Source organism: Chryseobacterium sp. Leaf201 (assembly GCF_001421435.1).
Lineage (GTDB): Bacteria > Bacteroidota > Bacteroidia > Flavobacteriales > Weeksellaceae > Chryseobacterium.
Genome location: NZ_LMKA01000068.1, coordinates 163,039 through 187,332 on the forward strand (window position 1 = coordinate 163,039; position 24,294 = coordinate 187,332).

Sequence of the window (24,294 nt, forward strand, 5' to 3'; positions counted from 1 at the left end):
AAAGTGATATTACACTTTCCGATTTTTTATTGTTTACTTTTCCATTAAAAGCTCTTTTAGCTGTTTCAGCCCGGTGGTAAAGCCTTCCTCAAATCCCATTTCAAGAATCTTTTTCATTTCGTCCTCAGACTGAAAGTGAATATTCACCGTTACTTTGGTACCTTCTTCCACCCCTGTAAAACCGATCAGCCATTTTACCTGCGGGAAACTTTCATCCGCATTTCCGTCCTCATCACAGAAAGCATCAGTGGCATCAAAACTCCGGTGTTCCGTAATCTCACCATATTTTATCCGGGCATAATGTTTTTCACCATCCGGTCCTGCCATAGCATACAGCCACACTCCGCCTTCATTAAAATTCTGGCTTACGGTTTCGCATGTCCAGGGTTTCGGGGCCCACCACTGATCCAGCAATGCCGATTGGGTGAAATAATCCCAGACTCTGGGAACATCAGTATCGTATACAGTCATGACATAGATACTGTTGGCGTTAAAATCTTTGTTGAAGATAAGATCAGATTCCATATTGATTGATTATTTATTTGATGGTGATTTATTATGCACTGAATAATTCTATGTATTAAAGATAACTAAAAGTTTAATAAATAAATGTTAAAAAACACTCTTTTAAGAAAAATTACACAATTTTATGGTTCATTTTTTGTTTAGCAAGTCATAAAATGATTAATTTTAACATTATCTTTCTTAAAAAATTATAAAAAACACTACATGAATAATAAGTTCATTCCGATAATCTCCGTGTTCATGACAATCTCACTGATTGTTTTCGTAACGCTGCAGTTTTATTGGCTGAAAAGGTATTACGGAGCTTTGGATCAGGACTTCTCCTCCAAAGTCTATTCCGCTTTGGAAAATACCTCAAAAATCATAGGTGAAGTTGAAGTGGACAAGTACCTTAATATAGATAACAAAAATTTCAGGAACAATATTCTCGCCAGCAGCAGCCAGCCTTCTTTAACTGCCATTCAGCAGGTTGAGGACTCCGGCACACAGCGCCAGATTGTCTATTCGAAAAACATTATCGAAAAAAACCAGCTTCCGCTTTCCCAGAAAGGTGATTCCTTAAAACTGACCACCTTATACTCTGATGAAGCCGCCTATAAAATCAAAAGGGACACCACAAGCAGGGAACTTCTCACCGCCGACCTCAACCGGGATATTGAAAACGGCGATTATGCCATGAAGGAGTTCGTAAAGGTGAACGGCAATAATCTACCGATTACCAAAAGAGTGGACGAAAAAATCCTGGACTCTGTCATTACCAAAGAATTAAGGATCAGAGGAATTTCAGCAACATTCGGCTATGGGATCACGGATAAAAGCAATAAGCTGACCAGCGTTGTGAACAAGCTGTATAAGGATAAAAAAGACAACAATACCTACAGCTATCCCCTCTTTACGGATTCCAAAGAAAGAACGCTGTATACCCTGGCACTGGTTTTCCCGAAAAAGGAATATTCCCTGGCAATGAACAACTGGCCGATGCTTCTGGGGACTTTTCTCTCATTACTGACGATTCTGGGCATTTATATTATCTCCATTAATTATATGATGCGGCAGAAAAAGCTCGCGGAAGTAAAAACGGATTTCATTAATAACATGTCCCATGAGTTCAAGACGCCGCTGGCAACAATTTCTGTGGCAACCGATTCATTGGCCAATGATAAAATTGCGACCAATCCGGATAAGGTTAAGTACTATTCAGAACTGATCAAGCAGGAGAATTTAAGAATGAAAAAACAGGTGGAAAACGTCCTGAATATGTCTAAGCTTGAGAGGAATGAAGTCCGGCTGTTCCTGAAAGAAGCCAATGTGAGAGAGCTGATCAGAAGGACCACCGAGTCTTTCAACCTGATTATCCAGCAGAGAAACGGAACGCTTAAACAGGAATTCAATGCCACCAATTACATCTTTAAGATTGATGAATTCCATATTTCCAATATGCTGGTGAACCTGCTTGACAATGCCAACAAATATTCTCCGGAAGCTCCTGAAATTTCCATAAAAACAAGCAACGAAGGAAATTTATACGTCATTGAGATTTCTGATAAAGGAATGGGCATGGAAACCCAGAACAAGACCAAGATATTTGAGAAGTTTTTCAGGGAAGAAACCGGGAATATCCATAATGTAAAAGGACAGGGATTAGGGCTTTCCTATGTAAAAAAGATTGTAGAGCTTCATAAAGGGCAGATCATTGTAGATTCCCAAAAAGAAAAAGGAAGCACGTTTACCATAAAGCTGCCGATGGGTTAAACTGACGTAATCAATTAGATCAACCAAACTGAATAAGCAACCAAATAACAAATATAGAGAAGAGTGGCCCGTTCACTCCGATTATTAATTTTTAACTGAATAAATTATGAGCAACAGAATATTATTAGTAGAAGACGACCAGAGTTTCGGTGCCGTACTGAAAGATTATTTATCCATCAATAATTTCGAAGTAACACTCGCTGTAGACGGAGAACAGGGATTAAAGGAATTTACGGAGAACGAATTCGATATCTGTATTTTTGATGTCATGATGCCTAAAAAAGACGGATTTTCATTAGCAGAAGATGTTAAGAAAATAGATAAAAATACACCGATCATTTTCCTTACCGCAAGAAACATGCGCGAAGACATATTAAAAGGTTACCAGCTGGGAGCGGACGATTATATCACCAAACCGTTTGATACCGAGTTGCTTTTATATAAAATCAAGGCGATCCTCCAGAGAAGTTCTACACTGGAAAATGAAGAGCAGGAACAGTTCAAGATCAGCAATATTTTCTTTGATTCCATGCTGAGACAGCTGCGGGTAGGAGATAATGAATACAAACTTTCCCCGAAAGAAAATGAACTTTTAAAACTGCTGTGCATTCACAGAAACGATTTTATGCCGAGAGACCTGGCTTTAAGGAAAATCTGGAAGAAAGAAAATTATTTCACAGCCAGAAGTATGGATGTGTACATTGCCAAGCTGCGTAAATTACTGAAAGATGATGAAGGCCTGGAAATCATCAATGTTCACGGAGAAGGATTCAGGCTTTTGGTAAAGAATTAATACAGGAAATTAATAATCATCCGCATTATAATATAAGTTCTGAAAATAAAAATATAAGGCTGATTGCCATTATAAATATAAAATTAGCAAAGCAATTGAAAATGTTTTGCTAATTTTGTTTTTATATGAAAAATACACTTTTAGGCCTGATTGCCTTATCCATAGCAGCCATATCCTGCAAAAAAGATGAAAGAGCCACCTATTTAACGGAAGAAGCAGGCGTTCAGCAGCCAGCTGTGGCAGTAAACAATACGCCTAAAACCTCTCTTCTGGATCAGGCGGGGATCCAGACGGTGCAAAATTCAGGTTCAGCCACTGTAACCGCACCGGGAATGAATCCTGCTCACGGACAGCCGGGCCACCGGTGTGACATTCCGGTAGGACAGCCTCTGAGCTCCGCTCCGGCACAAACACCGCAACAGGGAACGCAAAATGTTAATGTAAATACCAATCAGGGCCAGACGATACAGATTGATCCTAATTCTCTACAGCCCGGAAAATTTACCGTAGACAACAGCGGAAAGGCAAAAACCGTTAAAACTGCAAAAGGGATGAATCCTCCGCATGGAGAACCGGGACACCGTTGCGATATTCCGGTAGGACAGCCTTTAAACAGCAAACCGGCACCTGTTGCTCAGCAGACCCAAGCCATAGCACAGAATACACCTCCGGCTCCCACACCGGCTCCTACAGGTGAAAAACCCGCATTAAATCCGGCGCATGGAGAGCCCTGGCATAATTGTGCCGTAAAAGTTGGTGAAGCTTTGCCATAAATTCCGTATTTTTGTACCAGTGAAATTATTTCAGATCATAGCTGTCATTTTCTGCATGGGGATTTTTTTAATTCCCAAAGACAACTTCTATGCTCAGAATTTTCAGGAAAACTGCTGTAAGGAAAACTCCGCCGAAGATTGCTGTATAGACAATCAGAAAGAAGGTGCAGAACACCAGCAGCATAAAAATCAGAAGCCGTCTTCCTGTAATAAGGAGACCTGCTGCTCTGTCTGCGTATTCTGCTACAATTTCATTGAAGCGCCGTTTTCCAGAAGCCTGCAGCTGGAAATATCCTATTACAAAGCCAATAAAAACTTACTCGATCAGTACGCTGATCCTTATATTTCAGACCGTTTAAAAGAAATCTGGCAACCGCCGAAAATAGGTTAATTCAAACAATTAGGTTCATTACACTTTAATGAACAGTTTTTATTAATCTAAATTTTAAACAAAAATGAAATTATATATTTCCAGGATTATTCTTGGTATATTCTTACTGTCTGCACAAATTATATTTGCCCAAAATCTTTCTAAAAATACATTCAGAGTAAAAGGAAACTGCGAGATGTGCAAAGCAAGAATTGAAAGCACAGCCCTGAAAGCAGGAGCTGAACATGCAGAATATTCTATTGATTCCCAAACACTGACACTGGAGACTGCCAACAGCACTTCTACAGATGACATCCTGAAAAAAGTATCTGAAGCCGGCCATGATAATGAAAAATTCAAAGCATCAGAACAGGCATATGAATCTCTTCCCGGATGCTGCCATTACAACAGAAACGGACAGCCGGTAACCACAAACGGACATGGACATCATTCAAAAAAAGAGAATGAATTTTATGTAAAGGGAAACTGTGAATCCTGTAAAGCCAGAATTGAAAAAACGGCCGTAAATGCCGGTGCAGACTTTGCCGAATGGAATGCAGAAAAACAGTCCGTTACTTTAGCTTTTGATCCGGCAAAGACTTCTTCGGATAAAATCCTGAAAAAAATTGCAGAAGCGGGACATGATAACGAAAAGTACAGATCCTCCGATACAACCTATAAAAACCTGCCTTCCTGCTGCCTCTATGACAGGGAAATCCCTTTTGGTGAACCCAATCCGAAAGTACATTCTGAAGAAGCTTCAGATTCCGGGCATGCAGATCATGCTTCAGCAGAAAACCACGGCAAAGATATCGAAGGCGTTACCGTAACAGGCTCCAAAGCCGCCACGTCTTTAAATAAAAAAGAAGCAGGCCTGGTCTTTAATATTGACCGTAAAGAACTTCTAAAAGCTGCCTGCTGTAATTTATCTGAAAGTTTTGAAACAAATGCTACGGTTGATGTTTCTTTCAGCAATGCCGTAACGGGCACCAAACAATTGAAAATGTTAGGCCTGGATCAGAAATATACAAGCCTGACAAAAGAGTTATTACCTGAAATCAGGGGTCTTGCCTCTGCTTACGGATTAAACTTTATTCCCGGAAGATGGATTGAAAGCATACAGCTGACAAAAGGTGGCAGTACGGTGACCAACGGCTATGAGAGCATAACCGGACAGATCAATACCGAATTGCTGAAAAACGCTGAAAAACCGGAAACTTCCTTAAATCTTTTTGCTGACTTCAACGGCAGGGCCGAGGCCAACATTACCAGTGTTTCCAAGATTAATGACCACTGGTCGCAGAGCTTCCTGCTTCACGGGAACGGAACATTCGGTGATACGGATATGAATGACGACGGCTTTCTCGACCGTCCGAAAGGAACCCAGATCAATGCTGCCTATTTGCTGAATTACAACGACCTGGAACACTCAGGACTCGGATCACATTTCGGAATCAATTTTATTAAAGACGAAAGAACTTCCGGGCAGACCGGTTTTAACAAAACTATTCCGCAGGATAAACAGCCGCTTTACGGGGTCGGGATTGATATTTCCAGGTTTCAGGTCTGGAATAAGACCGGTTATGTCTTCAAAGGCAAGCCTTACCAGAGCTTAGGCTGGATGAACCAGTATACTTTTCATCAGCAGGACAGTTTTTTCGGATTAAGGGATTATTCCGGGAAACAGCATACGTATTATTCCAACCTGATTTTTGAAAGCATCCTCGGGAATACCAACCATAAATATAAAGCGGGAGCCAGTTTTATGTATGACGGTTATGATGAAATGTACCTTGCCAATCAGTTTAAAAGAAATGAAATCGTTCCCGGTGCTTTTGCAGAATACACCCTTACCGGACTGAAATATACCTTAGTGGCGGGCGCAAGAGTGGATTTCCACAATCTGGCAGGCACACAGTTTACACCCAGGGTAAATTTTAAATATGACATCACGCCCCAGACTATCCTGAGACTGTCTGCCGGAAGAGGATTCAGGACGGCCAATGTTTTTGCGGAAAGCCAGCAGTATTTTGCCTCCAACAGAAGCATTCAGATTATGCAGAACGGTGGAAACATCTATGGCCTGAAACCTGAAATTGCCTGGAATTACGGAGCCAGCCTGCAGCAGGAATTTAAACTGTTCGGAAGAAAGTCTACAGTTGTTGCCGATTTCTTCAGGACAGATTTCCAGGATCAGGTTATGGTAGACCTGGACCGTTCGCCTCAGCAGCTGGCATTTTACAATCTGAACGGAAAATCTTTTGCCAATTCTTTTCAGACCCAATGGGATTTTATGCCTCTGAAAAATTTTGAGGTAAGGCTGGCTTATAAATATTATGATGTTCAGGCAGATTATCTGAACGGAAGGCGTGAAATCCCGTTTATGGCAAAAAACAGGGGATTTGTAAACCTTGCTTACGCCACCGATAAAAATAACAAGGGTGGATTCTGGAGCTTTGATACGACTTTAAACTGGATCGGGAAACAGAGGCTCCCTGACACTTCAACCAATCCGCAAGAATTCCGGCTGCCTGTGTATTCCGAATCCTACGCAGTTCTAAACGCTCAGATTTCCAGGAATTTCAATAAAAAAATCAGGATGTATCTGGGAGGGGAAAACCTTACTTCCTATTATCAGAAAAATGCAATCATAGATTTTAAAAATCCTTTCGGGAACTATTTTGACGGCGGTATGGTATATGCCCCGATTATGAAGGCCAATGTATATGTTGGTTTTGATGTGACATTTTAATTTGAATATGAGCAGGAAAGATTTAAAGCTTTAAACAAATTATTTTTAAATTAAAAGGAAAGCGTGGTTCCGTAATTTAATGTATTAAATCATGCTTTATTTTGATTATCAATATAATAACAGACAATAAAGTTTGCATATTTTGGAAACTTTCTGTAAATTTATGATGTGAATATTGTAGAGCTTTCAACCGGAAAGATTTTTCCGATAGAAATTTTGCCTTTAGAAAGTGCAGACTATAGACTATTATCCAAGAAAAGATATTTATTTGATTGGAAAGAAGAGAAAGAACAAAATATTTATAAATTAGTTATTAAAGAAGATAATGATATTTTAGGACTTATATCTTATGAAATAATTCCAAAAGAATTGAGAATTCATATCAGATTACTTACTGTCTCGGAAGAGAATAAAGGAAGAGATAAAAAATTTGATAAGATTGCCGGAAATCTAATTTGTTACGTATCCAAAATTGCTGTTAGAGAATTTGCAGAGATGGCATGTATTTCTCTCAAACCTAAAACATCAATTTATAAACATTACATGGACAAATACAAAATGAATATTACCGGTACAACTTTAAGTTTAGAAGTTCCCGAAATATTGAAATTAATTAAAGAATATGAAAGCGATTATTAAAGAAAATATTATTAAAAATGTTGAATTTGGTGTCGATTCAAGATATCAAGATAACAAAGAAAGAGAGTCTGATTCCATTTTATTAATGCAAGCACGCTTGGAAAGAAATAAAAATTTATCCAAGGAACAAATCATACGTGCTAAGCTTTTACAATTAAAATTACAAATGGAAAACTATATTAAAGCTCCTGTTAATGATAATCAAAATCATTTCACTAAATTTTTAGAAGCATATGTTGATACAATTTATTCTAAACGAAATGAATTTGCTAAAGATATAAACATCACGCCTATCCTATTAAGCCAGATTATCAATAATCATCGGGATGCTAATGAAGAATTTATTTTAAAGCTTATAATACATTCTGAAAAGGCTTTTAAAAAAATAGCGAGATTTGATAAAACAATATGGCATGAGATTTATTTTAAGGAAAAGATATTTAACACAATGTCTAATCCTGAAAAATGGCGCCCGAGAATAGAAAAACAAGTAAAACTTAATGCATCTTTTTAAGGACTAAATTACAAGCATGGTTTATTTAAAATCATGCTTTTTTATACCTTTATGCTAAAGTAAATGTATGTCACAGCAACTTATTTTTGAAGACCGTTACAAAAAGTTAGGTTTTGAAACTTTTTCTGAAAATAACTTCCAGGCTCTTAAAGAAAATAAATATAAATCTGAGATCAAGGTCTTCTATGTTCCTGAAGGATATGAACTGACCGTAGATTTCAGCCATTTTAAAATAGAAAAACCTTCTTTATTTTTCCTCACCAACCAGCATCTGCAGGTTGAAAAAGGAGCTGAAGAATCCAGCCTTTTATATTACAACAGGGATTTTTACTGCATTCAGATTCATGATAAAGAAGTGGCCTGTGACGGACTGCTTTTCCACAATGTTTTTGAAATTCCTTTTGTAGTGCTTGATGAAAAGGAAAATGCTGTTATTAAAAGTTTATTCCAAAGCATTAAACAGGAACTGGAATGGAAGGATTCTTCTGCGGAGGAAATGATCCGGACTTATCTTAAACAAATGATCATCCACGCTACCAGAATGTGGAAAAAGCAGAACCTGGACAACAATACCGTGAAAATTCCCGGTCATGAACTGGAAATTTTCCGTGATTTCAGCCGTTATCTGGAAATTCATTTCAGGGAAAAGCATAATGTTGCCGATTACGCGGGTCTGCTTCATATAGTCCCCAAAACACTGACCCATAAATTCAGGAATTTAAATCTGGAATCCCCGAACCAGCTGATCATCAACAGGATTTTACTCGAAGCCAAAAGGCTGCTGCTTTATACGGATAAGCCGGTCAAAGAAATCGCCTATGATCTAGGCTATGAAGATCCTGCGTATTTCAACCGGCTGTTCACAGGCAAAACCGGAAATACACCTGCAAATTTCAGGAAAATTATGTTTCGGGAAAAAAGTACAATATTTAGTTCTTTTTATCTAACGATTTGGAATAATATCTGCCATACATTTGTCTTATCAAAACAATACAACATTAAATAAATAATTAAATACAAAACATTATGAAACGTAACGCAACAGCCGTTTGGAACGGTACCGTAAAAGAAGGAAAAGGTCATTTAACCACACAGAGTACTACCCTGAACCAAACCCAGTATTCTTTCAACAGCCGTTTTGAAGAAGGTGTAGGAACAAATCCTGAAGAATTGCTTGCCGCAGCCCACGCCGGATGCTTTACGATGAAACTGAGCGCAGAACTTTCCCAGGCCGGGTTCACTCCTGAAGAATTAACAACAAAATCACTAATCACATTGGATCCAAGTGTCGGAAAGATTACAAAATCTGAACTGACATTAACGGCAAAAGTTCCGGGAATTTCTGAAGAAGAATTCCAGAAATATGCTAAGATTGCTGAAGAGGGATGCCCTGTAAGCGCAGCTTTCAATTTTGAAATTACATTAGAAGCTACTCTGGCCAACTAATTAAACTGAAAAAGGTAAAAATACATTTTGTTATTCATAGAATCTGAATTTATGATGGCTTCGGAATCACAGAATGGAATCTGATAATAATTAATCTGGGTTGTTCAACAGCTCAGATTTAATTTTAAAATAAAATATACCGATTGGTATATTTTTGTATATTTGCTGCAGTATTAATGTAAATGTCAAAAGCAGAAAAGACAAAACAATTCATCATTGAGAAAACAGCCGCTTTGTTTAACACAAAAGGGTATACTTCCACGTCTTTGTCAGACATTACGAATGCAACCGGACTGACAAAAGGAAGCATTTACGGTAATTTTGAAAACAGGGACGAGGTAGCCATTGAAGTCTATAAACACAATGTCGGAATGCTCAGAAAGAACCTTGCAGATGCATTCAGTCAGGAATCCATTACACCTTCAGAGCAGCTGCTTGCTTTTGTTACATTCTACAGAACAAGCTGGCCCTCTGTCTTCAGACATGGAGGATGTCCCATGATGAATGCTGCGACAGAGTCAGACGATACTTTTCCGGCACTGAAAAGCCAGGTGAAACTTTCTTTTGAAAACTGGGAAAAAGCCCTTTCCGATATCATCAGGACAGGGCAGGAAAACCATGAGTTCAGACAGGAAATAAACCCTGAAGAATATGCATCACTCTTCCTCATGCTTATTGAAGGCGGAATTTTATTATCCAAAACCACCGGAAATGAAAAACACCTGAACCTCGCACTGGACAGAATTTCAGAACTCATTGTTAAAGAAATAAAACAAAATCCTTTATAATCAGTAATATGGATAAATTACAGGCATTACAGTCTTTTATCGGGAAAGAATTTACCGCATCGCCCTCTCCTTTTATGAGGTGGCTGAATCCTGTTGTGGTCTTTGCAGAAGAAGGCCGCATAGAATTTCAGTATACCGTAAGAGCAGAATGGCTGAACCCGATGGGGAACCTTCACGGCGGTGTTACAGCAGCTATTATAGATGACGTCATCGGGGCAACCATGTTTTCCCTTAATGAAAAAACTTTTATCGTTACCGTAAATAACAGCATCGATTATTTTTCAGCCGCCAAAGAAAATGATAATATTGTAGCCGAAACAAAAATCATTAAAAGAGGAAAGCAGTTCATTAATGCACAGTGTGAAATATGGAATGCAGACAAAACAAGATTAATTGCAAGAGGAACCTCTAATTTATTCAAAACCAACAGTTAAATGAAAAGAGTAGTTATAACGGGGCTGGGCGCAGTGACGCCTTTGGGAAACAATGTAGAAGAATTCTGGCAGAACAGCATCAACGGGGTGAGCGGTGCCAACAGGATTACCCACTTTGACACCGAAAAATTCAAAGTACACTTCGCATGTGAGGTTAAAAATTTTGACCCGAAGGTTCATCTTACCCATAACGAAATAAAACGGAGCGACCTGTTTTCGCAATATGCCATGTATTCTACTGCAGAAGCCCTTAAAGACTCCGGGCTTGAACTGGAAAATATGGATCCTTTTGACACCGGTGTTATCTGGGGAACCGGACAGGGTGGCATGTGGACTTTTGAGAGTGAAGTGATGGAATTTACAAAAGGAGATGGAACCCCGCGTTTTAATCCGTTCTTCGTACCTAAGTTCATTGCTAATATGGCTTCCGGGATGATCTCTATGAAATTCGGGCTTCAGGGAATCAATTATACAACAGTTTCAGCCTGTGCTACAGGGAACACGGCTTTGATGGATGCCTTTAATTATATCAGACTGGGAAAAGCAAAAGTCATTGTAAGCGGCGGTTCTGAAGCAGCGGTTACCCCGGCTTCCGTTGGAGGATTTTCAATCATGAAAGCAATGTCTACAAGAAATGATGATTTTGCCACAGCAAGCCGGCCTTATGATGCAGACCGGGACGGTTTTGTAATGGGCGAAGGCGCCGGATCTTTAATCCTTGAAGAATATGAACATGCCAAAGCAAGAGGCGCGAGAATTTATGCAGAATTGGTCGGAGCAGCCATGACGGCCGATGCATATCACATGACCGCACCGCATCCGGAAGGGATCGGAGCCATTAAAGCGATGCAGTTGGCTCTTAAAGAAGCCGGAATTAATACGGAGGATATTGATTATCTTAATCCGCATGCCACTTCTACTCCGATGGGAGATCTGGTCGAGCTCAATGGGATTAACAAATTATTCAAGGGAAGCAAAAACCTGGATATCAGTGCTACCAAGTCTATGACAGGCCATTTATTAGGTGCAGCCGGAGCAGCCGAAGCCATTCTTTCAATTAAAGCAATTGAAAACGGAATTATTCCGCCGACAATCAACCTTCACAGGATTGATGAAAATATTCCTAAGGACCTGCGCATTGTTTTCGGTGAAGCCAAAGAGAAAAATATAAACTATGCCTTAAGTAATGCATTCGGCTTCGGGGGGCACAATGCAACTGTGGTTTTTAAGAAATTCTCTTAAACAGTTCTCCTCTTATATTCAGAATTAAAAAAGCAGCCAAAAATGGCTGCTTTTATTGTACGACTTATATAGAATACTAAAGTGATTGATTGATCTAAAAATTAATCAGAGTCTTTATCTGCAGTAAAAAAATCATCTGCATCTTCAGCTATGGGAATATAAAGCCTCTCCCACTCTTTGCTTTTTACCATATCCCAGCTGTGCCCTTTACCTTTTAAATCTTCTGCCAGAAGAATCGTTCCGGGCTTAATGATAAAAGTAGAACCATCTGTTACTTTAAATCTGATATTTCCTTTTAACGTAATAACATACTGCCTTCTGGGGGCCGGATGCGCATTCTTTTCCCAATCCTCTGTTTTATTGCTCATCCAGAATGTCGTGGTATTCATGTGCTTAAGGGTAGGAATCCTTCCTTTTTCAAACGTACAGGAACCGTCAGGATTATTGATCAGCCTTATTGCAGGAATGTATTCTTTTGATTCTTCAGTATTTACACTGATACTTACATTTTTGTTTTTTTTGTGCTGTGCATTCATAGATCCAAATGTGCTTAATGCAAGAACAAAGCTAATGCCTTTAACTATATTTTTCATTGTAAATAAATTCTTTTAATTATAAACTGTATCGTGAACCAACATTTTTTCAAAGAACGGTTTATACTTTTTTACCAAAGCCAAATGTTCAGGAAGCTGTCCGTAAGCTTCAAGTTCTTCCAGCGTATCAAATTCCATCGAAGCATTGTAAGTGAAGGTATTATCTAAAACATTTCTCGGGCTTGAATCTGCAGGTTTTCCGTACCGGAGATTTTTTTGATAAGGCAGTTTTTTAAGACCTTCAAAGAAGTTTTCAAACTCTTTTACCTCAGCTTCAGACAAATCTTTTCTGAGCCAGAACAATAAATAATGGAAGTACACTTTTTTCTTTTTTAAAGGGTTAAACATAGGCAAGGCAGACGCAAACATATTTGCGGAAATCAGCAGCAGGGCAGAAGCCTGTACCGAACGGAATAAAAATTTTCTTCTTTCCATTGTACTTATTTTTAGTTGAAATCAATTCTGTATTTTAAGACAAACTGCCATTGCCTGTCAGAAACAACCGCATTGTTATTGATATTACCCGTGAAAACAGGTCTGTTTTGGGCATCAAAAGTCAGTCGGGACGACATTCCGTTCATCAGTAAGGAAATTCCGGCATCGTAAATAACCGCATGATCATGAAGGCCTTTGAGATCAGACAGCTGCATACCGACTGCAGGCTGAAGCTGAAGATTCTTTTTTTCTTTGTTTAAATAAGGTAGCGTTCCGCCTAACTGAACATAATAGGTATTTCCCGTCCCGATTACCGGCATTGCATTTCCGGCTCCGTTCAAACTGGCCTGGGTGGCGTCTACGGAAGTTGCAGGATTATTTGTCCCGACATATCGAATATAATTCGGCCCGTAATCATTGTGCATCGCCATTCCGTAAGCACTTACAGAAGTTCCTTTCTCTTTATTTAAAGGAGCATCATAAAATAAATCTACTGCAAAACTTTTCATATCATCATTGACGGTATTTTTATCAATATCCTGATGCCACATCGCATTATGAATGTAATCAAAGCCTGCCCCGAGGCTCAGTACACTCTTTTTACCTCCATACGTACCGGAATTGAATGGCACTGAAATATTTTCCGTATCCAGAAATGCATATCTGAAATATCCCGAAAAGTCTTTGTGAGGCGAATTTTTGCTGAAAGTAGCGACATTGTATTTAGGATCTGCCGTTGACATCGTATACGGATCTGCAACCACCAAACGATAATCAAATTTACCTAACTGTCCTTTTATATAAGCTCCCAATTCTCTTACGGTATAATCTGTTGCCCCTGCATTGGATGTTGCATAAGCCGGTAAATCATACAGCAATGTATTCAACGGGCCTGTAGTGAATCTTGACAGGCCTCTCCATGTTGAACGCCCGGCTCCGAAAGCAATTTTATCATTAAAAGTATATTCTGCGTAAGCATCAAGCAGATCAAAATAATTGCTGCCTTTTGCGTTGACGTTCACATTGGTAGTTCCGCCCTGTAAAACAAACATCAGTTTTTCCGTTGGCTTATAGGCCATTTTTACCCTGACCCTGCGGAGTGAAAGATCTGACACTTCGGATTTTGCCTGATTATTAATTAAACTTCCCGGATTAAGCTGTGCATATCTTGCCCAAAGCTCTGCGTAACCGCTAAACGAAATATATCTTGTATGTTCATCATTAAGATAATGCGTTAAAGCCGGATTATTAAAATCATTCTTTTTCTGCGCTTCCACTTTTGAATACAAACCCGTCATTGAAATTAAAACGAGCCCGACTTTAACAGATCTTTTATTCATAATATTTTCTTTTTCTGAATCTTTGTTGGTGATTTCAACGGGACAAAATTAGATGAGAAAGACAAAAAGCATCGTTAGAAACCAATTAGAAAATCTTTAGAAATTCATTAAAAAAATAAATCCGTTATTATAAAATAAAAATATAAAATACCTTTGTACAGCAATTGAATGATAACCGGCTATCAGCTTTTTGGTAACAATTACTTTAATCTGAAATTGGATAAAGTCCTGAAATAATGCTTAAATGAAAGTTTTAATTATAGAAGATAACGCCCGTGTTTCAGCACTTCTAAAAAGAGGTCTGGAAAGTCAAAACTATCAGATTTATATCTCCGAAGATGCAGAAGATGCTTTGGTGATGGCAGAAAGAATTTCTTTTGACCTGGTGATTACCGATATCATGCTCCCGGGGATGAACGGTATCGAATTAAGCAGAATCATCAAACAGAAAAACCCTGATCTCCCGATTATTATGCTGACCGCTTTAGGAACGATTGATGAAAAGATTGAAGGGTTTGATGCCGGGGCAGACGATTACATGGTAAAGCCATTCGAAATAAGAGAATTATATGCCCGGATAAAAGCCGTTTTATTAAGAAAATCATCTTCTCCAAAGAAAAACGAATCATTAAACATTATTAAATATCAGAACCTTACCATAAACGCAAATACAAACCGTGTTTTCAGGAATGAAAAAGAAATCAACCTTACTCCAAAGGAATTCAAACTGTTGATCTTCCTGATGAGGAATGCAGAAAGGGTGCTGAGCCGTGAAGAAATTGCAGAGAATGTCTGGGGAAATCATTTTGATACGGGAACCAATTATATTGATGTTTACATTGCGTACTTAAGAAAGAAAATTGATAAGGATTTTGACAGGAAACTTATTCATACGAAACCCGGAATGGGATTTATTTTTACCCATCAGTTATAAATCACCAACCGCAAATCTCTTTTATATTACTTACGAAGATCCTTCAGAAATAAATACCTGCATATGAAAATAGCAACCAGGACAGCCATTATTTATACTATTCTCACTGCAGGAATATTTTTCATCTTTGCTTATGTTCTCTATTTTATTGCTGAAAAAAACAGGGAAGACGAATTTAATGACCGGTTGGGCTACAAAATTACCTGGAGGTCAGAATTTATTTTTGATGCTAAAATTGATGATTCTAAAATCCGGGAACTCCATGAACGCAACAAAAAAATGCTGAATGAAGCGGATATCAGTGTCTACAACAGTAAAAAAGAACTGATATTTACAGATATTAAGCCTTCTTCTAAAAACCAGTACTATCTGAACCAGCTTATTAATACCAAAAAAAACAAAATAACGTGGCAGAGAAGGGAACGCCAGTATATGGCCTTTAAATATGATTTTAATAATGAGCGTTTTTATATCATCGGCAGTGCTGTTGATGTAACAGGGAAAGCCCATGTTGAAGAGTTTAAAAAGGATGTTATTGCCATTTACATTATTTCTATCCTTCTTATTTTTATTGTCGGCTTTCTGTTTTCCTATTATACTCTGAAACCTTTAAAGGATATTATTATCCAAATCCGTGATATCTCGGAGCACAATCTCAACAAAAGGCTGGTTGTTCCCAAGGCGAAAGATGAAATTTACGAACTGACCGAAACTTTCAATTCAACTTTTAACCGTTTGGAAAAATCATTCAACAACCACAGACAGTTTGTCACGACGATCTCCCATGAATTCCGGACACCGCTTTCTACATTAATTGCTGAGCTTGAACTTGCTAAAGATCTGAATATAACGGTGGATGATTATAAAATTTCCATAGACAATGCGCTACAGGATGCCAACCACGCTTCCCAGCTTTCCTCAGCATTGCTGGATTTTGCACGGGCAAGCTATGATATTTCACAGATCAGTTTCACAGACCTGCGCCTGGATGAAATTCTGGCGGACGCTAAAGTTGCCCTGCTTCAAAAAAATTTAACTTATACCATCGGGATCCATTATATGGATAATCTGGCACACAAAGATGAAAGCCACTACGACTTTTACGGAAACCCGTATCTGCTGCAGATTGCATTTTTAAATTTAATGGAAAATGCCTGTAAATATTCGCCGGATAAAAGCTGCCGTGTAGAAATTGAAGTTCAGAACAATAATCTGGAAATCCGTTTTATAGACCATGGAATTGGTATCCCGGAAACCAACCAGTCAAAAATATTTGATTTATTTTACCGTGGGGACAACAAGAATTATGAAAAAGGAAACGGGATTGGATTATCCATTGTAAAAAGAATTATTGAAATGCATCAGGGCTACATTTCATTGCAGTCTAAGCCTTCAAAAGGAAGTATTTTTAAAATACAATTCAGCTTTCAAAATAAAAAAGCAACCTGAACAAACCGGCTGCTTTATTTTCTTATTGCATTTTTATTATGCTTTTAACCATTCTGACCTGGAGAGGTAATTCTGATCAGGATAATAAATAAAAAGGCAGTTTCTCCCTTTTATCGTATTAATAATCGGCTGTGTAAGGTCCCTAGGAACCGCAGGGCATCCCCAGCTTCTCCCGATTCTCTTGTGTACCGCAGCAAAATCTTCACTTACGTAATCTGCACCGTGCATCACGATGGCTCTTTTGTAAGCGGCATCATTAAAACCTTTATCCATTCCCAGCAGTTTCAGGGAATACCCGTTGTCGCCGTTATACGTAGCATCCGTGATATAAAATCCCAAGCTGCTCTGAAGCGAACTGTTGGTGTTCGAAAAGTTGGTTGCAAATTCTTCACCTGTGTTTTTCCCGTGGGCAACCAGTGAATTGAACAATACTTTTTTCTCCTGTGTGTCAATTACCCAAAGTCTCTTCGTATTGGAAGACATGGAAAAATCACATACCGTTAACAGATGGGCATCCTGATTAAGCAAACCAGCTTTCTTCAAATTTTCAAAACCTGTCAAGGCTTTAAAGAAAACTTCTTCGTTAAGTTCGTGCCCTTCTTCAAACGTGATGGATTTATACAATGCTTCTGATGAAGATACTGTACCTGCGGTCTTTTCAGACTTCATGCCGGTTAATTTTTCAATCTTTCTGGTGCCGGTTTCATTTGTTTCAACTCCCTTTTTCGGAGACAGATAAAATGATGTGGTTACCATGTAAACAATACCTAATAAGCTATAAATTCCTTTCATTAAAATATTATGTTAAATACATTTCAGTCTGCAAATGTATAAAACATAACGGTGAACGCCATATAACTCTAAAAAATTTAACGCTATTTAAGAAACTTTAACTTACTGATTTTGTGATTTAAAACTCATTATTTATGTGCATCTGAAACAAATTCCAAGCTGATTGAATTCATGCAGTACCGCATGCCTGTAGGTTTTGGTCCGTCATCAAAAACATGGCCCAGATGAGAATCGCATCTTTTACAAAGCACCTCAACCCGCTCCATTCCGTATGCCGTATCTCTTTTATAATATACGCCTTCTTTATCTGCTTCAAAAAAACTTGGCCAGCCGCAGCTGCTTGAAAATTTTGAATCTGACCGGAACAGATGGTTTCCGCAAACGGCGCAGTAATATTCTCCCAACTCATCAAACTCATTGTATTTTCCTGTAAACGGGCGTTCGGTTGCCGCTTCCCTTGAGATGGCATATAATTCAGGAGCTAATATTTTTCTCCATTCATCGTTGGAAACATCCAGTTTGGTATGATCTGTCCGGGAATAGTATGGATTATTTTTTGCTTCGTTTTCCATGAGTTTTGCTTAATGTTTTTTTTATCAGCTAAAATCAAACCATAATAGCTCTAAAGTCTTTAATTTTAGTTATTTTTAAGTGATCTGTTTACATCCGCGAGTCAGCAGAAATGATATTTTTTTGATTCTCAGAATCTTGCAGGTGTATTGCCGGAATCCCGGTCAGATGAATAAACGATTATAACTGACGATTGTATAATATAAACTTTACCCATTGCGGTCACCAATGATATGAATGATGAAGCCAAAAGAAAACAGTTAAGGAAATATAAAGCATTTGCCACAGGATTATTCCTGCTGATGGCAGTTGTATTTGTTATTACAACCGTTCTGCAGAAGGATAACAGCTCGCACTGGATCGGGTATGTCCGTGCTTTTTCCGAAGCGGCCATGGTAGGGGCTTTGGCAGACTGGTTTGCGGTGACTGCCCTGTTCCGGCATCCGCTGGGCCTGCCGATCCCGCATACAAACCTGATTGAAAACAGCAAACAGCAGCTTGGTGACAACCTGGGCGGTTTCGTGGTAAGCAATTTTCTTTCGCCCCAGAATATCCGTCCGTACATCCAGAAGCTGAAAATCTCAAATTTTGTAGGGGAATGGCTCGGGAAAGAAAAAAACCAGGCAGTTCTCATCAGGAACCTTTCTGATATCGTCCTGGACATCCTGAATAAACTGGATGATGCTACGGTAAGCCTCTTCATCAGCAAAAAGGTATCTGAAATGACGGATGATATTAAGCTCAATGCCATCGTCGGGAACGGAATCCATTACATTCTGGAAAAGAATGATCACCAGAGGATCATTACCAGCCTTTCTTCACAGATTAAGAATTATATTACCGAGAATGATGAAATGATCAAAGACCGGGTGAAAAAAGGAAGCTATTCTTTTATCCCTTCTTTTGTCGATCATAAGATTGCCGGTAGAATTGCCAGCGGGCTTGCCGATTTTTTCAAAGAAATTGAAGAAGACCCTGAACATGAAATCAGGAGCCTGATCACCGGAAAGATTCAGGAATTCTCCACAGATTTAAAAGAAGACCCGAAATGGGACCAGGAATTTAAGAACATTAAAAACGACCTTTTAAAAGCGGATAAACTCAATGAATATTCCAATGACATCTGGGTTTCCATAAAAAAAACAGTCATGGAAGAACTTCAGCAGGAAGATTCTTCATTAAAAAAATACCTTTCTAAAAACCTGGATGAATTTTCGCAGAATTTAAAAACCAATGAAGGCCTTCAGGATAAAATTGACAACTGGGTCCGCGTAACGGCTTATAAATATATCCTGAAAAATACCCATCAGTTCGGGAACCTCATCAGTTCTACAGTAGGAAACTGGCAGGGCAAAGAGCTCAGTGAAAAGCTGGAGCTGGAAGTAGGCAAAGACCTTCAGTTTATCCGGGTAAACGGAACTTTGGTGGGCGGACTGGTAGGACTGATCATTTATACCATTTCCCATTTTTTCCTGTGAAAATAAAAACAATAACCTATGAAAAAAACGCTTACGTTCCTGTTCTTCCTGAGCCTGACTTTCTTGTTCTGTCAGAAAATCGAGCTTAAAAAGATTACTGACTCATCACAGGTTTTCAAAGGAGAAATCAACGGTACCCCCATCACCATCCAGCTGGATTACAGTGGAATTACAGACTGCCACCAGTACCAGCATTTTGTAGACGGATGGTATTATTATGATAAATACAGAAAGAAAATCCCACTGACAGGCATCTACAGTCTGGGAGAGATTTACCTGTATAACTTCGGGGACCGGCAAAAGAAAAATTCAAAGCTTTTTAAAGAAAAAATCACCGGAAAAAACATTAACCAGATAGAAAATATCGCAGAAAGCCTGAAGCCTGAAGAAGCATTTATCTTTCCGGAACAGGATGCAGACCAAGATGTTTCAGGAAGTTTCACCATGAAAAATAAAAATCTTCCTGCCCGGTTACTGACGAAAGACAGCCGGATTTACCGATTCAATAATTACCTCATGCTTCCGGGCAGCAAAAAGATAAACACGTATGACATCATCAGCAAAGCCGGAGGCAACGAACTGATTTCCTACGCTTCAGACCAGTCGGGAAACAGGGTTTTACTGTACTTTGAAGAAGTTTCCAATTTCAATTACTGCGGAATGTGCGGGGCAGGTGACGGCGAAAAAGGCTACCGGGTATTATATTTTACCAAAGACTGGAACTATAAAAGTTTTGATGAATACCTTACGGAAAGCTGCCTGCAGAATATAGAGGATACTAAAATGACCCGTAATAAGGATTCTAAAACCCTGACATTCAGCATTCAGAAAACATCAGTCTCCTCAGGCTATATACTCACGGTAGATGTAAAAAATGCTTCGGTAACAAAATCGAGATAGTAATTAAAATATCATGGAGTGTTTGGCGGCACCCCACTCTTTTAAGTAACTGTATTCCTTATTCAGTTAAGATTTATCTTGTTAACCGGCCGGCTCTTTTTAAAAGTTCTTTATTGATATCATTGATGAGTTCCGGGCCTTCATAGATAAAACCTGTGTAGAGCTGAACCAGGCTTGCACCGGCATCCAGCTTTTCCATCGCATCTTTGGCTGAATGAATCCCGCCTACGCCGATGATCGGGAATGCCTTGTTGCTTTTATCTGAAATATATTTAATCATTGCCGTACTTCTTTCGCGGATCGGTTTTCCGCTCAGCCCGCCGTTTCCGATCTGTTCCAGGACCTCCGGAGGCGTTTTTAAACCTTCCCGGTTAACCGATGTGTTAGAAACAATCACCCCGTCAATTTCTGTTTCAGCAATCAGGTCAACAATTTCATCCAGCTGGCGGTGGTTTAAATCCGGAGCAATTTTTAATAAAACAGGTTTCTGAACTGTTTTGGTCAGGTTAATTTCTTTCACTGCTGTAATCAGCTCTCTCAGATAGTCCACATCTTCCAGTTTGGCATGGCTCCCGACGTTCGGGCAGCTGACATTCAGTACAAAATAATCTACATATGGATGAAGTCCTTCAAAACACTGCAGGTAATCTTCCGTATAATTTTCAGGGCTGGTATCCGTATTTTTTCCGATGTTTCCGCCGATGATGATTTTCTCTTTATTGCCTTTCAGTTTTTCGATGGCAGCCTGTAGGCCGTCGTTATTGAACCCCATCCGGTTAATGATTCCGCCGTCTTCGATTAAGCGGAACAGTCTTTTTTTAGGGTTTCCGGCCTGTGCTTTCGGGGTAACCGTTCCGATTTCCACAAATCCGAATCCGAGATCAGCCAGCTCGTTAAATAAGACTGCATTTTTGTCAAATCCTGCTGCAAGGCCTACCGGGTTCTTGAATTTCAGCCCGAAGACTTCTCTTTCCAGCCGCTTGTCTTCTATGGGTTTAGGTAAAAACACTCGGGTAATAAAACCGAAATTCTTTAGCATCGAAAAGGTAAAATGGTGAACTTCTTCGGGATCAAATTTGAAAAGGACCGGACGGATAAGCGATTTGTACATTGAAAAAAAGTTTTACAAAAATACTCATTTTAAAATTAATGGTTTCCTGACTCAGGATATTTTATTTGAAAATGTTTGATAAGCATTATCTATAACACAGAGAATCAGCTCAATCTATAAACCTGTCAGATACTTTTAACGCAAAGATTTATCTTTAGCTTTTTATCAAAATGGCAAAGCATTAATCAACCTGTTGATTCTTCTTTGCTTTTAAAATAATGCAATATTAAACTATCATTAATATCCTTCAGAAGACCGGGAATATTGGCTCAGATCAAAACTCAGGATCTCCCCTGCTCTTTTGAACTCATCACTGATCACTGCATTCAATGTGATTGGTTCACTGGTAATGGGATGGCTGAAGGCCAGCCGGTGTGCATGAAGCATCATTTTCGTCATCCCGAAATTCTCCAGCCACAATTTATTCTGTTTATTACAGCCATAATGGCGGCATCCTAAAATAGGATGAAGAATGTGCTTAAAATGTTTTCTCAGCTGATGCATTCTCCCTGTTTCAAGCGTAGCTTCCACAAGGCAATAACGGGAAGTCTGGTGTGCCCCGAATGCCAGACCTATTTCCGAAGTCTGCAGACGCTGATAATGGGTAATGGCATTCTGCCTGATTCCGTCTTCATTTGTCAGATCATAATCGATGGTTTCTTCTTCTTTCGTCCAGCCCCGGAGAATGGCCAGATATTTCTTTTCAACCGCTCTTGCCGCGAACTGGTCGCTCATCAGCCTCAGTGTTTCTTTATCTAAAGTAAACAGCAGGATCCCGGAAGTTTTCCGGTCCAGGCGATGCACAGGGAACACAGCCTGCCCGATCTGATTTTTTAATTCCCGGATCGCATAGGCATCTGCTTCTCCGGAATAAAAAGATTTATGAACCAGCAATCCGTTGGGCTTGTTGATGGCAATAAGATGTTCGTCGCGATAAAGAATTTCTAACATGGGACAAAAGTAGAAATTTCCTGCTGATTTAGCCAAGACTGTTTGTGAATGAAACTCAAACAAAAACCTCTCAAATATTGAGAGGTTTTTGCCGGTATAGTAAAATTATTATTTCTTAATAATTTTCTTTTTTATAACTTCTTTTCCGTTATCAATTAAAAGCAGATAAATTCCGTTTTGCAAATCTGAAAGATCATACTTATCAGGTTTTTCATTGAAAGTCTTTATTTGCTTTCCTGACATATCCACCAAACTTATTTTAGAGATTTTCAGGTCAGATTTAATGAAAAGATAATCTTTTACAGGATTAGGATATACATTAATCTTATCCGGAATTGATGACATATCAGATGTGCCCAATACCCCTGAAGTAATAATAACATCATCAACTACTACCCCATAAGAATAGTCTCCAGCATCGTCATAGACAAATCTCACCTTAAAATTTGCATTCGCATAAGGAGTAAGATTAATATTCTGAGCCTGGTCATAGCTTTCAAGATATTCATCAAAAGTATCCGGATCATAGTCCCAAGTTCCGGCTAAACCAGCAAAACTAAATACCTGTACCCATGCAGTACCATTGAAAACTTCCACTTTAAGAATTGAATCCTCAGTATCAATCATGTTTGCATACTTGAAAGATAGATTCGGGTTGGAAACAGAAGAAAGATTTATGACCGGTGAAATCAATCTGGCACTGCTATTTAAGGAACCGATACCTGCCGCATCATCATCAAAAAAGGCTGCACCACTTGGCAATGAATTATAAAAAACGGATGAACCCACTTCCCAATTGTAAATAGTATCAGGATTTTCAACGGTCCAACCTATTGGCATAGAGCCAGAATTAAAATTTTCAGAAAATACCTGTGCATTGTTTATCCCGAAACAAAAAACGGCTAAGAGTAAACTTTTTTTCATAATTAATGATTTTAATTTATTTCCAAATTTAATGATTTATTATGTACAACAATTATTTATAAAGACTTATCTTCTTTAGTATAGAAAATATTTTCTAATAGTCGTTTTGATATTTCCTTTGTTTTGCTTTATATCCACTACATAATATGCAATGGCTATCAGCTGTATTTGCTTCTTCAATGATTTCAATATTTCATTCTGAAACTTATAATTTCCCATCGTTTTTGCGAAATAAAGGAAGCCGGAATGTTGATTGATTATAGCCTACAGGAAATCAAAGAAGGTATGGTGGATAGTAAACTCCAGAGGATTTGAAAATGCTCATGTAAGATGTTGAAGGAGTTTCGCTTGGAAGTCCGGAATGTATCAAGTTTCCGTATACTGCTTCAAAAGATTATTTAAGAGGAACGATGAAGAGAATTAAAAATTATTGATCAGTACCTAAATTAAAAGTTCTTCCTTAGGAAGAACTTTTTTTAAATTTATTTAATGAGATCTTCTCCTTCTACAGGTATATCTGGTACTATAATATAGCATCCTGCATTAATCGGGACACATACTGCAGCTTCAGGACAATAATAATATCCAGGAGGACATTTTGAAACAGATGCTGCTCCTTCGATCGCTTTCAGTTCTTTTCTTGACAGAATTTTTAAATTTTTCATAATAATAGAATTTGGTTCAGTTATAAAATTTTGTAATTTTTATATTCTCAAAGTTACATTTTCAGATTTATTAACAATGGTAAGCTTTACCAGTATATCATGCTCACTTTCTTTTGCGTATTCT

The 24,294-nt window shown here is 38.6% G+C and carries 26 protein-coding genes; 16 read left to right on the forward strand and 10 right to left on the reverse strand.

Annotated features, from left to right (window positions below; translation table 11 throughout):
* Positions 1-33 precede the first annotated feature (33 nt).
* Complete coding sequence (locus tag ASE55_RS09695; RefSeq protein ID WP_056218492.1) at positions 34-525, reverse strand: SRPBCC domain-containing protein; 492 nt, start codon at positions 523-525, stop codon at positions 34-36.
* A 204-nt stretch (positions 526-729) separates the two neighbouring features.
* On the opposite strand from ASE55_RS09695, the gene ASE55_RS09700 reads away from it, so the two are divergent.
* From ASE55_RS09700 to fabF, 12 genes are all read left to right on the forward strand, one after another.
* Positions 730-2,277 (forward strand): sensor histidine kinase, encoded by a 1,548-nt coding sequence (locus ASE55_RS09700; RefSeq protein WP_056218493.1) that lies wholly within the window; start codon positions 730-732, stop codon positions 2,275-2,277.
* 106 nt (positions 2,278-2,383) lie between these two features.
* Positions 2,384-3,070, forward strand: coding sequence for a response regulator transcription factor (locus ASE55_RS09705; protein ID WP_027387661.1), 687 nt, complete (start codon positions 2,384-2,386; stop codon positions 3,068-3,070).
* 125 nt (positions 3,071-3,195) lie between these two features.
* Positions 3,196-3,843 (forward strand): hypothetical protein, encoded by a 648-nt coding sequence (locus tag ASE55_RS09710; RefSeq protein ID WP_056218496.1) that lies wholly within the window; start codon positions 3,196-3,198, stop codon positions 3,841-3,843.
* 55 nt (positions 3,844-3,898) lie between these two features.
* Entirely contained in the window at positions 3,899-4,234 is a 336-nt protein-coding gene (locus ASE55_RS09715) for a hypothetical protein (RefSeq protein WP_238585031.1), read from the forward strand.
* A 64-nt stretch (positions 4,235-4,298) separates the two neighbouring features.
* Positions 4,299-6,965 (forward strand): TonB-dependent receptor domain-containing protein, encoded by a 2,667-nt coding sequence (locus ASE55_RS09720; protein ID WP_056218501.1) that lies wholly within the window; start codon positions 4,299-4,301, stop codon positions 6,963-6,965.
* Positions 6,966-7,133: 168 nt separating this feature from the next.
* Positions 7,134-7,604: a hypothetical protein gene (locus ASE55_RS09725; RefSeq protein ID WP_056218503.1), complete on the forward strand. Its 471-nt coding sequence runs from the start codon at positions 7,134-7,136 to the stop codon at positions 7,602-7,604.
* On the forward strand, positions 7,588-8,118 hold the full coding sequence (locus ASE55_RS09730) for a hypothetical protein (RefSeq protein WP_056218506.1): 531 nt from the start codon (positions 7,588-7,590) through the stop codon (positions 8,116-8,118). The genes ASE55_RS09725 and ASE55_RS09730 overlap by 17 nt, the downstream gene beginning before the upstream one ends.
* 67 nt (positions 8,119-8,185) lie before the next feature.
* On the forward strand, positions 8,186-9,124 hold the full coding sequence (locus tag ASE55_RS09735) for a helix-turn-helix domain-containing protein (protein ID WP_082474403.1): 939 nt from the start codon (positions 8,186-8,188) through the stop codon (positions 9,122-9,124).
* Positions 9,125-9,144: 20 nt separating this feature from the next.
* Positions 9,145-9,564: an OsmC family protein gene (locus ASE55_RS09740; RefSeq protein ID WP_056218508.1), complete on the forward strand. Its 420-nt coding sequence runs from the start codon at positions 9,145-9,147 to the stop codon at positions 9,562-9,564.
* A 182-nt stretch (positions 9,565-9,746) separates the two neighbouring features.
* On the forward strand, positions 9,747-10,352 hold the full coding sequence (locus tag ASE55_RS09745) for a TetR/AcrR family transcriptional regulator (protein ID WP_056218511.1): 606 nt from the start codon (positions 9,747-9,749) through the stop codon (positions 10,350-10,352).
* Positions 10,353-10,360: 8 nt separating this feature from the next.
* Positions 10,361-10,786 carry a PaaI family thioesterase gene (locus ASE55_RS09750; RefSeq protein WP_056218515.1) on the forward strand — a complete coding sequence of 142 codons (426 nt, stop codon included), beginning with the start codon at positions 10,361-10,363 and terminating at the stop codon, positions 10,784-10,786.
* Positions 10,787-12,028, forward strand: coding sequence for a beta-ketoacyl-ACP synthase II (fabF, locus tag ASE55_RS09755; RefSeq protein ID WP_056218518.1), 1,242 nt, complete (start codon positions 10,787-10,789; stop codon positions 12,026-12,028).
* 101 nt (positions 12,029-12,129) lie between these two features.
* Here fabF and ASE55_RS09760 read toward each other — a convergent pair whose 3' ends face one another.
* The 3 genes from ASE55_RS09760 to ASE55_RS09770 are packed head-to-tail and all read right to left on the reverse strand — an operon-like array spanning position 12,130 to position 14,396.
* Positions 12,130-12,621, reverse strand: coding sequence for a hypothetical protein (locus tag ASE55_RS09760; RefSeq protein ID WP_238585032.1), 492 nt, complete (start codon positions 12,619-12,621; stop codon positions 12,130-12,132).
* A 15-nt stretch (positions 12,622-12,636) separates the two neighbouring features.
* Positions 12,637-13,056, reverse strand: a complete 420-nt coding sequence (locus ASE55_RS09765) for a Dabb family protein (protein ID WP_056218522.1) — start codon at positions 13,054-13,056, stop codon at positions 12,637-12,639.
* 11 nt (positions 13,057-13,067) lie between these two features.
* Positions 13,068-14,396: a porin gene (locus ASE55_RS09770; protein WP_056218524.1), complete on the reverse strand. Its 1,329-nt coding sequence runs from the start codon at positions 14,394-14,396 to the stop codon at positions 13,068-13,070.
* 244 nt (positions 14,397-14,640) lie between these two features.
* Between ASE55_RS09770 and ASE55_RS09775 the strand changes: the two genes are divergently transcribed.
* Both ASE55_RS09775 and ASE55_RS09780 read left to right on the forward strand, forming a co-directional pair.
* Positions 14,641-15,330: a response regulator transcription factor gene (locus ASE55_RS09775; RefSeq protein ID WP_056218526.1), complete on the forward strand. Its 690-nt coding sequence runs from the start codon at positions 14,641-14,643 to the stop codon at positions 15,328-15,330.
* A 63-nt stretch (positions 15,331-15,393) separates the two neighbouring features.
* Complete coding sequence (locus ASE55_RS09780) at positions 15,394-16,779, forward strand: sensor histidine kinase (RefSeq protein WP_056218529.1); 1,386 nt, start codon at positions 15,394-15,396, stop codon at positions 16,777-16,779.
* A 36-nt stretch (positions 16,780-16,815) separates the two neighbouring features.
* Here the strand turns inward: ASE55_RS09780 and ASE55_RS09785 are convergent, their stop codons facing one another.
* Both ASE55_RS09785 and msrB read right to left on the reverse strand, forming a co-directional pair.
* Positions 16,816-17,571 (reverse strand): murein L,D-transpeptidase catalytic domain family protein, encoded by a 756-nt coding sequence (locus tag ASE55_RS09785; RefSeq protein WP_056218532.1) that lies wholly within the window; start codon positions 17,569-17,571, stop codon positions 16,816-16,818.
* A 128-nt stretch (positions 17,572-17,699) separates the two neighbouring features.
* On the reverse strand, positions 17,700-18,143 hold the full coding sequence (msrB, locus tag ASE55_RS09790) for a peptide-methionine (R)-S-oxide reductase MsrB (RefSeq protein ID WP_056218535.1): 444 nt from the start codon (positions 18,141-18,143) through the stop codon (positions 17,700-17,702).
* Between the two features lie 231 nt (positions 18,144-18,374).
* On the opposite strand from msrB, the gene ASE55_RS09795 reads away from it, so the two are divergent.
* Both ASE55_RS09795 and ASE55_RS09800 read left to right on the forward strand, forming a co-directional pair.
* Positions 18,375-19,619, forward strand: a complete 1,245-nt coding sequence (locus tag ASE55_RS09795) for a DUF445 domain-containing protein (protein WP_056218538.1) — start codon at positions 18,375-18,377, stop codon at positions 19,617-19,619.
* Between the two features lie 18 nt (positions 19,620-19,637).
* Positions 19,638-20,519, forward strand: a complete 882-nt coding sequence (locus ASE55_RS09800; protein ID WP_056218541.1) for a hypothetical protein — start codon at positions 19,638-19,640, stop codon at positions 20,517-20,519.
* Positions 20,520-20,592: 73 nt separating this feature from the next.
* On the opposite strand, the gene ASE55_RS09805 is transcribed toward ASE55_RS09800, so the two are convergent.
* From ASE55_RS09805 to ASE55_RS09820, 4 genes are all read right to left on the reverse strand, one after another.
* Positions 20,593-21,630 (reverse strand): quinone-dependent dihydroorotate dehydrogenase, encoded by a 1,038-nt coding sequence (locus ASE55_RS09805; protein ID WP_056218543.1) that lies wholly within the window; start codon positions 21,628-21,630, stop codon positions 20,593-20,595.
* Positions 21,631-21,867: 237 nt separating this feature from the next.
* On the reverse strand, positions 21,868-22,581 hold the full coding sequence (locus ASE55_RS09810; protein ID WP_056218547.1) for a pseudouridine synthase: 714 nt from the start codon (positions 22,579-22,581) through the stop codon (positions 21,868-21,870).
* Positions 22,582-22,689: 108 nt separating this feature from the next.
* Positions 22,690-23,505, reverse strand: coding sequence for a T9SS-dependent choice-of-anchor J family protein (locus tag ASE55_RS09815; RefSeq protein ID WP_056218551.1), 816 nt, complete (start codon positions 23,503-23,505; stop codon positions 22,690-22,692).
* A gap of 482 nt (positions 23,506-23,987) precedes the next feature.
* Positions 23,988-24,170, reverse strand: coding sequence for a bacteriocin-like protein (locus ASE55_RS09820; protein ID WP_056218552.1), 183 nt, complete (start codon positions 24,168-24,170; stop codon positions 23,988-23,990).
* Positions 24,171-24,294: the final 124 nt, after the last annotated feature.